Annotated in this window: 9 protein-coding genes and 1 pseudogene; 4 read left to right on the forward strand and 6 right to left on the reverse strand. The window is 45.4% G+C overall.

The features are described 5' to 3' along the window. Positions 1-12: 12 nt before the first annotated feature. A pseudogene (locus EO95_RS07015) lies at positions 13-624 on the forward strand (DUF3362 domain-containing protein); the annotation flags it as partial. Between the two features lie 68 nt (positions 625-692). On the opposite strand, the gene EO95_RS07020 reads toward EO95_RS07015, so the two are convergent. From EO95_RS07020 to EO95_RS07035, 4 genes are all read right to left on the reverse strand, one after another. Then, entirely contained in the window at positions 693-974 is a 282-nt protein-coding gene (locus EO95_RS07020; protein ID WP_048133510.1) for a hypothetical protein, read from the reverse strand. Positions 975-1,017: 43 nt separating this feature from the next. Further along, positions 1,018-1,275, reverse strand: a complete 258-nt coding sequence (locus tag EO95_RS07025) for a hypothetical protein (protein ID WP_048133511.1) — start codon at positions 1,273-1,275, stop codon at positions 1,018-1,020. Positions 1,276-1,584: 309 nt separating this feature from the next. Further along, complete coding sequence (locus tag EO95_RS07030; RefSeq protein ID WP_048133529.1) at positions 1,585-2,712, reverse strand: (Fe-S)-binding protein; 1,128 nt, start codon at positions 2,710-2,712, stop codon at positions 1,585-1,587. Between the two features lie 47 nt (positions 2,713-2,759). Further along, positions 2,760-4,130: an FAD-binding oxidoreductase gene (locus tag EO95_RS07035; RefSeq protein WP_048133512.1), complete on the reverse strand. Its 1,371-nt coding sequence runs from the start codon at positions 4,128-4,130 to the stop codon at positions 2,760-2,762. Between the two features lie 279 nt (positions 4,131-4,409). On the opposite strand from EO95_RS07035, the gene arcS reads away from it, so the two are divergent. Together arcS and rimI are read left to right on the forward strand one after the other, a co-directional pair. Continuing rightward, positions 4,410-6,287: an archaeosine synthase subunit alpha gene (gene arcS, locus EO95_RS07040; RefSeq protein WP_048133513.1), complete on the forward strand. Its 1,878-nt coding sequence runs from the start codon at positions 4,410-4,412 to the stop codon at positions 6,285-6,287. 237 nt (positions 6,288-6,524) lie between these two features. Beyond that, a complete protein-coding gene (gene rimI / locus EO95_RS07045) occupies positions 6,525-7,055 on the forward strand; it encodes a ribosomal protein S18-alanine N-acetyltransferase (protein ID WP_048133530.1) in 531 nt (176 codons plus the stop codon). Here rimI and EO95_RS07050 read toward each other — a convergent pair. Together EO95_RS07050 and dnaG are read right to left on the reverse strand one after the other, a co-directional pair. Continuing rightward, the gene (locus EO95_RS07050) at positions 7,039-7,317 is read right to left on the reverse strand and encodes a UPF0058 family protein (protein ID WP_011024502.1); all 279 of its coding nucleotides are present in this window, start codon (positions 7,315-7,317) and stop codon (positions 7,039-7,041) included. The genes rimI and EO95_RS07050 overlap by 17 nt on opposite strands. Positions 7,318-7,796: 479 nt before the next feature. Further along, positions 7,797-9,365, reverse strand: coding sequence for a DNA primase DnaG (gene dnaG, locus EO95_RS07055; protein ID WP_048133514.1), 1,569 nt, complete (start codon positions 9,363-9,365; stop codon positions 7,797-7,799). A gap of 1,607 nt (positions 9,366-10,972) precedes the next feature. Between dnaG and EO95_RS07065 the strand changes: the two genes are divergently transcribed. Further along, positions 10,973-12,478 (forward strand): NAD(P)/FAD-dependent oxidoreductase, encoded by a 1,506-nt coding sequence (locus EO95_RS07065; protein WP_048133516.1) that lies wholly within the window; start codon positions 10,973-10,975, stop codon positions 12,476-12,478. Positions 12,479-12,493: the final 15 nt, after the last annotated feature.

Here is a 12,493-nt window from a genome sequence, read left to right on the forward strand (position 1 = left end):
AGATGTGTATAAGAGACAGTCCACAACCTGCGCAACCTGCCCGGCGTCAAACACGCCTTTACAGGCTACGGAGTGCGCTACGACCTGGCTCTTGAGGATGAAGAGTACCTCGAAGAACTTTGCGCCCACCACATAAGCGGGCAGCTGCGGGTTGCGCCTGAACATTTCTCAAAGCGAGTAACCGATGCAATGTCCAAGCCAGGGAAAGAAGTATATGAGAGATTTTCCGGAAAGTTTACCACCCTGAACAAAAAATGCGGCAAGGAACAGTACATCGTAAACTATCTGATGTCAGGACACCCTGGCTGCACCCTTGAAGATATGATCGAAATGGCAGAGTATGTGAGGGACCATGGGGGCTACACAGAACAGGTACAGGACTTTACCCCAACCCCGATGACAGTATCGACCTGCATGTATTACACAGAGCTTGACCCGTTCACCGGCAAAAAAATATACGTTGCGAGGGGCAAAAAAGAAAAAGCCATGCAGAGAGCCCTGATGCACTACATGAGTCCTGCAAACTATGAACTCGTATATGAAGCCCTGGAAAAAGCAGGAAGGCTCGACCTTGTGGGAAATGCCCATAATTGTTTGATAAGAAGAAAGAATAAATTTTATTAAAAAGGCTTAATAGGCTTTTTTATCCTGAATTTGGGAATGACGGGAATGAGCAGATTTTGCTAATTCCCTCAGTACCCCTGGCACTCACGCAGGAAAGACCTCAGTTTTCCGCTTACCTGCCCGCAGTAGGTATCCAGGGATCTTTCCTTGACCTCAATTAGCAGGTTGTTCCCCCCGTCCCAGCTAAAGTGGGCAACTATACCGTTGCCTTCAAGCACTCCGGAGTTTCCCGGCTGTACCTTTATCCCATATGCTTGCAGTTTTTTCTTCAGACAGGAAAACACGTCCGGAGTTACATTTCTAAACCTGATCCCCTGGCACCCCTCCGTGTCCAGTTTTCTTTCACCCATCTCCTTCTTTCCTCCTGCCCGAAGAAACTTTATCCGGATGCTTTCAGGAACCGTGGCACTCTTTCACGAAAGCCTTTATTTTCCGGGCTGCAGTGTCACAGCTGACAATAAACGGTTTTTCCGTGATTGTGATGGTAAGGGAAGACTTTCCGTCCCATTCGAAATCTGCAGTGACCCCCTTGCCCGAAAGTTCCCCTCTGTTTCCCGGTGGGACATGGATATCATAGTCCTGAAGCTTTTTCTTCATACATTTAAACACATCAGGGGGAACGTTCTGAAACTTAATTGGTTTACAACTCATAGATCCTATCCTCCCATAAATTCCTAAAGCTTACGTTTGTCTGTATTGCTCAATAAACAACAGTCGCCTTCAAGAAATAAAAATATAGCGTTGATCGACAGCGGACGGATTATCATTGTGTCCATCCAGGAAGATAAAATCAGGAAGATAAAAATTCTGTGATATTTACAATTAAAAAATAGAAGTCGCAAAAAAACAATTACTGATTTTACATCAGGAACAAACCTCTTCTCAGGAGCAAAAAAAGGAATTACTGAGCCGGAATGAAACCCGGCCCGGAAAAAAATCAACCATAAATCAGTAGCTAATTCACTCCAGTGCCATTGCCACGAGTTCTACAATATCGATGATCTCGACATCTCCACCTGCATCCCTGAGATTCCTCACACAGAGGGGGCAGGAGGTAACGAGGTAGTCCACGCCTTCGGGCACGTCTTCAATACGCTTTTTTGCAAGTGCAAGGGAGATGTCGGGATATCCTATCCTGACTCCGCCCCCACCGCCGCAGCAGCGGGAGTTTTCTTTGATGTTTTTCATCTCCTTGAGAGTGCAGATAGCCTGAATAACTTTCCGGGGGGCGTCATATACCTTGTTGTGCCTGCCCAGATGGCAGGGGTCGTGGTAGGTAACTGTGAGGTCAAGATGCTTCAGGTTCAGTTCTTCCAGATGTTCGGCAAGGAACTCGGGGAGGCTGATGACCCTGAGCTCTTCGGGGTAGTTGTTTTTAAGAGTGGTGTAACAACCGGCGCAGCCCGTGATAACGGTGTGAGCTCCTACCTTCCGGATCTGCTCAAGGTTATGCTCCATGATCTTCCCCGCAGCTTCCCGGAAACCAGTACGTAGGAGGGGAGAAGCACAGCACTGCTCGTCCGGCAGGAGGGTGACTCCAAAGCGCTGCAAAACCTCAAAAGTCTTTTTTGCAAATTCCGGATAGCGGTAGGAGTCGAAACAACCTACAAAGTAGACATAGTCAGACTTCTCCGGGAGGTTTGAACGTTCTGTATCGGAAAGCCAGTGCTGGCGACTTCGTGTTTCCCCAAAAGAGTTACCACTGGTCGTAATCGCAGCCTTCAGTTTTTCCTGGGCCTCAGTTGTCACACCGCATTTTACCAGCTGGGCACGGGCAGCTTCCACTACTTCAGGAGGGTTTGCTCCGGCAGGGCATTTGGCAGCGCAGATCCCACAGGTTGTGCAGGAAGCAAGGCTTGAGAGGACATCTTCTGACGGCGGCCTTCCTTCGAGCAGACTCTTAATGATAAGCATTCTTCCGCGTGTATTGGCGGACTCCCAGCCAACTACATCAAAGACCGGGCAGACTGAACGGCAGGTTCCACACTGCACGCATTTATAAACCGAACGGCGGTCAATTTCAAAGGGCTGCTCTTTGCCGTTAGTCTCACTTTTCTCTCTGGCCTCACTTATTCCACTTTCTTTCATTTCTTCTGCTCTCTTAGTTTCCTTTTTTCCTTCGTTTTTCACGGCTCTCACAACCCCAGCTTGCCCGGGTTCAGGATTCCTTTCGGGTCAAGGGCTTTCTTGATTGCACGCATTACCTCAAGGGCCGGACCCCACTGGGCTTCCATATACTGGCCGCGGGCAGCCCCCACACCGTGTTCGGAACTGACCGTACCTCCAAGTTCTATTGCAGTCCTGTGGATCAGATCAGCAGCCCTGTTCAAGCGGTCCCACTCGTCCTTATTCAGGACGTCAATGAAAAGGGCAAGGTGCAGGTTTCCGTCTCCAATATGCCCGTACTTCATGGCAGGCAGGTTAAATTTCTCAGAAATTTCCTGTGCTCTCCTGAGTAGTTCCGGAATCTTCTTTATAGGAACTCCCACGTCTTCCCCCACATAAATCCTGGTTTTCGTGGGATCAAGGCGGGAAACAGCAGCCCCTACAAGCTTTCTGGCTGCCCAGATATCGGCCATTTCCTTTTCACTTTCCGCAAGCTTTATGGAGAGGGCAAGGGGGGAACAGACCTCTATTATCTGCTCTGCAGCCTCACGCGCCGAGTTTTCGGTACCGTCGACCTCGAAAAGGATTACATCTCCTTCCGAGGGGAGCACAAGTTTCGGATCGTAGCGTTTAAGCACCTGCAGGGAAACCCTGTCAAGGATCTCGCAGGCTGAGGGGATGACCCCGTTTGAAAAAGTCTTTACAACTGCCTGCCCTGCAATCTCAGCACTTTTAAAGGATGCGATTACAAGTTTCCGGGTCTTGGGGAGAGGCGCGATCTTCAGGCTGGCTTTAGTGACGATTCCGAGCGTGCCTTCAGAGCCTATAATAAGCTGGGTCAGGTCATAACCTGCAGCGGATTTCAACATTTTTGAGCCTGTGTGAATGACAGTCCCATCCGCAAGCACCACTTCCAGGTCACGGACATAGTGCCTGGTGGTGCCGTATTTGACACAGCGCATTCCGCTTGCATTATAAGCGATCATGCCCCCGATAGTGCACATGGCAGAACTGCCCGGGTTAGGGGGAAAGAAAAAGCCGTATGGCTTTAAGGCGTCATTAAGGACATCCTGGATTACTCCCGGTTCCACGACTATCTGGATGTTGTCAATATCGATTTCAAGAATGCGGTTCATTCCCGACATGTCCAGCACAATGCCCCCTCCAACAGGGACTGCGCCTCCGGCAAGTCCGGTGCCTGCTCCCCTTGCAGTCACAGGGATTTCATTTTCATAAGCAAGCCTGACAATGCGGCTGACTTCGTCCGTGCTTGTAGGGCGTACCACGTAATCAGGCATCCCTTTGACCTGGGATGCGTCAGAAGAATAACAATAAAGTTCAGAAGGCGAGACCGAGAGCCGCTCGCCAACGATTTTTCGAAGCTCTGCAGTTATATCCATTATAGACCTCAAATCTGGAATTCGGATGTGAAAAATAGAAAGTTCTGCCACAGTTGGGACAGAAATGAGAGATAAGTTGCAGCAGATAATCAATATTAATAATATATAAGAATATACCATCCTCCTTCCTCCTGAGATCTATTTAAAAACCAGAAGAAAATTGACAGCTTTTCAGATTAAAGTGAAGGTAAAGTAAGGAAAAAGAAAGAGAGATAAGAACTTTTTCAGAAAAATGTGCAGGGCAAACCTTTACATCCTGATAGACATAAGAGGACAAATATGACACAGTACTTTGAAATAGAAAATAGAGATGGAGCAGCACGTATAGGAAAACTCCTGCTCTCTCCCGAACTCCGCACTCCCTGTGCCCTGCATACGGCAGCACTAGGAAACCTTGAAAACCCTGGATCTATTGTTGATGCAGGCAGCCTCTGGACTGTTGACCGGAAAGAACTTGCAGCACGCATAAAGGAAATTCGTGAGAAAACAGGAAAGGGGACTCTCATAATCCTTCCCCATCAGACTTATACGCCTGCCATTCCAGCCGAATCACTCGAAAAAGTAGAAACATTTACTGCCACAAGGGATGGAAATACTGAAGATGAAGGTCCTACAGGTTCTTTTCTTAGACCAGAAGGAGAGATTCAGAAGAGCGACCTTTATATAATGGAAGGGGCAGGGACTCTGGAAAATAACGCTCGACGGTTTCTTGAAACCTTAATAGGCCTGAGAAACCAGATCCCCCCAGATACTGCTCTCTATGCCCCCAACCTGGCCCGTCCTGAAAATGCAGCAATGCTCGCCTACATCGGGATAGATGTTATGGATGATACAAAGGCAGAAATTGCAGCCTATTCTGACATCTACCTTACAACTGCAGGTAGTTTCTATCTTGATTCCCTGGTAGAGTTTCCCTGCAGGTGCAGGGTATGTGCCGCCACAACGCCCGCAGAGCTTCTAACTCTCCCGAGAGCCGAAAGGGCAAAGCTTCTTTCAGCCCATAACAGAGACGCCCTTGACGCCGAACTTGCTCTTGTCCGCGAAAAAATTAGGGCGGGGACACTGCGGGAGTACGTGGAAGGACAGTGCAGGGTCAGGCCCTGGCTTACAGCCCTGCTGCGCTTTGGGGATTTCGAATATTCCTACCTTGAAGAAAGAGTTCCCGCTTTCCGGCAAAACCAGCTCCTTGCAGATACTTCCGAAGCCCTTTCAAGGATCGAAGTGGTCAGGTTTGCACAGCGTGTGCAGGAAAGGTATGCACCTCCGGACCTTGATATTCTCCTGCTCCTCCCGTGTGCAGCTAAAAAACCCTATTCAATTTCCCAATCCCACCAGAAGTTCATCCTTACCCTTGGCAAATACCGGAAGTTTGTCCATGAGGTAATCATAACCTCACCCCTGGGAATTGTGCCCAGGGAACTCGAATTAACCTATCCGGCAGCCCATTACGATACTGCGGTTACGGGGCACTGGGACGAAGATGAAAAAGCCTGGGTTTCCGGATGCCTTGAAGCCTATCTCTCAAAACACGGGTATAAAACAATAGTTGCCCATGTGGAAGGGGCGTACAGGGAGATCTGTGAAAGGGTAGCTGAAAAACTGGGGATTGACATAGTCTATACTGCCGGGGAAAGTCTCACGTCCTATGAGTCTCTTTCGAACCTGAAAAATACTGTTGAATCTATCTGCATATCCGAGAATTTCAGCCAGAAAAAACAGAATGCTGAAGAAGAGAAGAAGAATTTCGTAAAGGCGGTTGCAGGCTATCAATTCGGAGAGGGCGCAGAGTTTCTCTTTTCGGAAGAAGTCGGAAACCCGGTGGTTAAAGGCCGTTTCCCGAAGTACCAGCTCTTTGCCGGGAAAAAACAGCTTGCAACTTTAATCCCGCAGTACGGGATGCTTGCCCTTTCTCCTGAAGGAGCGGAACTGGTACTAAAAAGTGAGAAATATGTGGTAAAGATTGACGACTTTGTCCCACGTGGTTCCATTCTTGCCCCTGGTGTGCTTGAGGCAGACCCCGAAATACGACCAAATGACGAGGTAATAGTTCTCGGGAAAAAAGCTCTCTGTGTAGGAAGGGCTATGATGAGCGGGAGAGAAATGGAAGAATCAGGCAGGGGTGTTGCTGTAGACGTCCGGCATGTAAAAAAACTTTAAACCTGAAAACTTTAAACCTGAAAACTTTAAATCTGAAGACCTTGGGGCTGAAAACTTTAAAGCTGATTATCTAGCCTGATTTTCAGCCCGGTAAAACATTACAGAAGTGCGGAGCCTGCGTCAAAAAAGATATTCCTGAATAGAAAATATATAGAACAGAAAGCCATACAGGCTTCCTTGAGAGAGTGGGTCTTCCCTCGAAGAAGTAATAAAATGGCAGGAATATATAATGATATTATGATAAGACGTTTCACACCTGAGGACTTCCAGGAAATAGTCGAAATTGAAGAAGAGGCTTTTTCGGAGCATAATTCCCTGGTGTATATGAACTTTTACGAGATGGTTGGAGACGGCTTCCTTGTTGCGGAACAGGATGGAAAAGTAGTAGGGTATGTAGTGGGCTACCGTTCCGCGGAAAACGAAGGGCATATTTTTTCCGTTGGCGTAAAAAAAGAATATCGGGGAAGGGGAATAGGCACGGAACTTATTCATGCCATATGTGACGTTTTTGTTGCAAACGGGCTTAGATACGCGAGACTGGAAGTAAGAAACAGTAACACTGACGCACAAAAATTATACAGATCGATAGGATTCGTATCCTGCTGGACTGAAAAAAAGTATTATTCAGATGGAGAAGACGGTATGGTTATGAAAATGCATCTGCACCCATACCGCCTCTTGATCTCAAAACAAAAATATCTCGAACCCGTATTCTCGAACAACGAACTCTTTACTACAATCAAGGGCCCTATCAGTTATTACCGATGAGCTTAATGACGGAATTCAAAGAATCTCTCATATGGGTAGACGCTTCCTCGAAGATAGGGTCATCCCGTGACATGAGAGTGGCAAGCTCGCCTCCCAAAATAAAAATTGCGCGCTTGTGATCCGCCTTGCTCCTGTGGATGTGGACGGGGCTTATCGATAAAGCCTTGTAGTCATCGAACTCGTGCGTTACACCGTGCCTCTCAAAGTATCTCTTCATTTGAGCCATATATGTGTGCAGTTGTATCAGTTCTTCCTTGTGCATAGCGAACAGACCTACAATTTTTCAATTAAATACCTACAATTTTACAAGATCAATTAAATACCTACAATTTTACAAGATCAATTAAATATTATCTTGAACCGAATAAAAGAATTACCCGAGGAAATTTGTTTCCTAGTTTTTGTTAATAAACTTTTTCATATAATGTAAATGATAAATGATGATGAATTGTAGGATAGAGTGTGAATTTTAGTAGTATAGTGTGAATCCATGCCAAATCGTAGTGATTTCCCCGGAGATATATATAAATGATACACATAAAATAATAACAATGAAATAATTAGTTCCTGACCAGGAGAATATACTCAATGGCATATATTTATTGGAATTATTTTTGGGTACGGTACCTATTTTCAGGGAAAAATTGACTCTATGACGAAAAACAGACGTAAATAAACGATTTTTTAAAAACAACAAGAAAAGAAATAAAAAAGATGAAGAAAGGAAGTAAAAAGACCTGCTCAGAGCATGCTGGAGGTCATAACTTCCATATCTGCAGGAACTTTAGCAAGATTTCCTATTTTTACCCCTACAAGATTCTTGATTGCATTACTCGAAGCAATATCAACGAGCCTCTGAGTAATTACACCATCAAAAATCACACTTTTCACATTGTCTTTGTAGGTTTTTAACCTGCTTGCAAGGTCTCTGACTGCCATTTCCTCTATTACCCGGTCTTCAGAATCCAGAATCCTTGCCGTCAATGTTCCTTTAAGGGCGTCTACATGCGGTCTGAACCTCACCGCTTCAGGAGAGAGTGGAGCCGGAGCCTGTCTGGCAGGAGCGGGGGAAACCCTTACGGCCTCTCCGCCAGGAACTTTCACAGCTGAAACCTTCTCAGAAACCTTCTCAGCTGAAACCTTCTCAGCTGAGGCCTTTCCTCTGGGAACCCTGGTGACTGGAACTGCTCTTGCTATAACTGGCTTTGAGACAGCCTTTCTTGCCTCAACTCTTTCTACCGTTGCATGAGTTTTTTCAGAGGGCCTTTCGGGAACTTTTTCCGAAGTTTTCTCAGAAGCCGCCTCTTCCATTTCTTCAGGGGATTCCTCTTCGTAAACGTCTGTCTTTGAAGATACCCTGTGAACTTTCACACGTTTGTGTAACTTCTTCTCCGCAATTCTGGGAGCAACTTCAGGTGCTCTTATCTTTCTCTTGGAAATGTGTTCCAGCCTGCAGGCACTATCTTCAGTTTCTTTTTCCTGGATTCCGTATTTCTCAATAATCTGTTCCACTGGAACTTTTCGGCGCAAAGACCTGATTATTTCTTTCTGGACAAGGTCTTCTACACCCTTGCCATCTGGAGCACGGGCAACATAATCGATATCTGCCACCTGCAGGAGTTCACGTATAATGAGTTCTCCACCCCGATCTCCGTCCGTAAAAGCAGTTACTGTTTTCTTTTTAGTAAGTTCAGCGACCTCAGGTGGAATGTTAGTTCCGCCCACGCAGATGGTGTTCTTTATACCATAGCGAAGCAGGGTCAGGATGTCAGCCCTTCCTTCAACAATAATGATAGCGTCCGAGTTGAGCACGTTCGGCCCGCAGGGTATCCTTGACTTGCCATAATAAGTCAGTTCGTCAACCCTTACGGACTGCCGGACTTCGTCGGCAAGTTCCTGAGATTCGGGTACAGTCTCATCGAACATTTTCGTGAAGATGAGTTTTGCCCTTTCAATAATTTTTTTGCGCTTTACAGCCCTTACATCTTCGACCTGGAAAACCTCAATTTTGGCACTGCAAGGACCTACCCTGTCAATGGTTTCCAGAGATGCTGCAAGAATCGATGTCTCTACTTTATCAAGGCTCGAAGGAACAAAGATATTTCCTTTGGTTTTTCCACCTTTGGCGGTAACCATTACCTCGATCCTGCCGATCCTTCCGGTCTTCTGCAGATCACGCAGATCAAGATCGGCTCCAAGCAGCCCTTCAGTCTGACCAAAAATTGCGCCTACGATATCAGGACGCTCAATTACCCCATCAGCATTGATTTTAGAATGAATAATGTATTTTGTAGTATCAGTATTTTGCATGTGAATTCTCCCAAACTATTATAACGATTTATCATGAACGATGTATTATAAACGAGGTATTATGAACAATGTATTGTGAACGTTTTTTCGTTGGTGATTTTTTTAATTAATCGACGGGAAATAACCCTTAACACCCGAACAATTCCGGCATACAATTCTTTTTCCGTCTTCAGGCTCATAGTACTTTTCTGGTAGTACAAACCTATCCTCTATATCCTGGAAACGTGCTGGATACCATAAAGGGCCAGAAAATGCAAAAATAGTAGTAAAAATCAGATTTAAAACCAGATCAGAGATAATACACCCTTGAAAAGACAGATTTCATAATTGAGGATTACTATGAACCCTATGAACCGGAAAGAGGAGTTCCGAACCTGCCTGCAACTGCCTGTTGCGCTTATGCCAGGATAATTAAACCGGCGGAATACTTCCTGACTGTTGCTTGATGAAATCTTACCTGCAAGGCAAATCGCCAGATAAGTACCAGCCTGGTTTTAAAGCTCTCAAAGATAGAGCTATTCCTGATTTTCGACCAAAGTATAACAGTATACCTCCACAATATCCACGGAGGCTTTTTGCACCTGCCCGAAAATCTTTGCCCTAACATAAGCTTATTGATGGGTCTGAAATAACTCTCAGAGTCCCAAGTCAAATAATGTGTTTACCATTCAATATACCTGATAACTGAAGACTTCCAGAGATATTCCCAGAGATGGGATAAACCTGAGGCGTGAACAGCTAGAGTGTGCCAGACGCCTTTTTGATTAAACAAGTATCCCTAAACGATAAGTGGTAAAGCAGTGAATGAAATGCATCAGGTTTATTGAAAGCACTTTTTGACTATTACTTCATGGGTGATAAGTATAAGGTTTATTTTTGGACTGAATGGTATTAGCCCTGAATTGGTAACATGTATAATCTGAAATTTCTATTAAGTTTGCATACGTTTAGTTACGTAAGATTCTTTACGAATCCGGTAGGTGATGAATGGATGAAGTAATTAATTTATGATATGACCTGACAGAACAGCTCCCGCCCGCCTTAAAGCAACTTCGGAGAAACAGGAATCCTGTATGTCACATGTCTTAAATTCATATGTCTAATGCCTGCAGGCTTTAAGAACTTTGTGGTTATTTAAAAGGTTAGTTAACCCTGAATTATTTTAATTCATTCTTGATAAATTTAAGGATAATGATATCTGGAAATGTTCTCAAAATTCCTAAAAAAGAGTTAATTAGAAAAATTTAGAAAAGTATATATAAAACAAAGAACGTCTAAAAATTTGAACGAGCGAGACAAATACACTGTTTTATGTATTAACCCCCCCACTCCCAACTCGCTCGTTCACCCCCCCATAAAATCATTATCTTTCTCTTTTGTTTTCTGGTAAACACCTTCAAATGGATATTTTCAGGAAAGATGTTCGATTAAACTTAATTAATAGGACACTGAAGGACACTGAAAGTCTTTCCAGATCATCTATCTCCCCGGGTACTGAAGGCTCTCTGGATGTTGAAGGCTCTCCGGATGTTGAAGGCTCTTCGGGTGTTGAAGGTTCTTTTCCTTTTAAAAACCTATAATAGGCGCGAAACACCATTATAAAAAGCATGGGAAGCGATTTTGGCGTAAAGGATGCTGCAGGCAAAGTTATTCAAACCGCAGGTGAAGTTCAGGAAGAGGTCCCTGAAAAAGTCTCCGCACAGGCCAGGATAGATAAAAACCTTACAAGGGTGGTCATTATAGGAGGGGGGGCCTGTGGCATGGCAGCTGCTACCAAGATCAGGAGGCAGAGTGACTTTAAAATAACTGTGCTTTCATCTGATTCCCACACAGCTTACAGTCACTGCGGAATTCCTTTTGTTCTGGGCAGGGAAATTGAAAGTTTTGAAAAACTGATTGTAAAACCTCCGGGTTTTTTCAGGGAAAAAAACATAGATGTGAAACTGAACGAGAAAGTGAGGTCAATAGACCTGACCAAGCGGGTCGCCCTGACAGGAGAAGGAGCCTATCCTTTTGACAAACTGGTGATTGCTACAGGGAGCCTGCCCTTTATATCTCGCAAAAGCCAGGCAAATATTCTACCTTACGGAATCTTCACGCTCAGGAGCCTTGCTGACGGCATGCTCTTTGGAAAAGCCCTGGAAACCGCCCGGACAGTATGCATCGTAGGTGGAGGTACAATAGGAATTGAATGTGCCTCAGCCCTAAAAAAGCGAGGAATTAAAACTATCCTTATAACCAGAAGTAAAGACCTGCTTTCCAGCCAGTTTGATTCCGAGATGTCTGCAATTGTCAGGGCACACCTTGAAACCCTCGGTGTGGAAGTTATTACCGGGGAACCTATATTTTTACCTGAAAATTTCTGGAAAGAAAAAACTGTATTTGTAAAGGACAGGCAGTTTCCTGCAGACCTTGTGCTCCTGGCAACCGGTGTAAAACCTGAAGTATACCTTGCCAGAGAAGCAGGGATAGATATTGGAAAAGCAGGAGGAATAGTCGTAAATGAAATGCTTCAGGTAAAGGCAGGAGGGGAATTTCTCCCCCATGTATACGCAGGTGGCGAATGTGCGGAAGTTACGGACCTTGTAACCGGGGAAAGCAGGCTCAGCCAGCTGGGCACAACTGCACGGCGTATGGCAGATGTGATCGGAAATAATATTACAGGCAAATACTCTACTTTCGGACCCCTTGCTGACCCCTGGGTAGCTGTTGCTGGAGACCTGCAATTCGGAGGAGTTGGGCTTACACCCGAACAGGCGGAAAGGCAGGGGATAAAAGTTGTAACCGGATTTTCCCGCGGGCGCACGAGAGCTTCCTACTATCCAGGTCGAAAAGATCTCTATATAAAACTCCATTTTAAAGACGGCTGCCTTGCAGGAGCGCAACTCGCAGGTGGAGAAGGAATAAAGGAAAGAATCGATGCCCTCTCCCTTGCAATAAGAAAGAAAACAACAATCAAAGACCTTCTTAGCCTTGAAACCTGCTATGCGCCCCCAGTTTCCATGCTTGTGGATCCGCTCATGCCGGCTGTAAAAGACGCAGTCAGAAATATGCGGAAGGATAAAACAAATGAACTGGACCCGGATAAGAGCTCGGATGAAAGATATGGTTAAATCACAGGACGAAAA

The sequence above is a fragment of the Methanosarcina sp. 1.H.T.1A.1 genome, assembly GCF_000979295.1.
In the GTDB taxonomy this organism is placed as follows: domain Archaea; phylum Halobacteriota; class Methanosarcinia; order Methanosarcinales; family Methanosarcinaceae; genus Methanosarcina.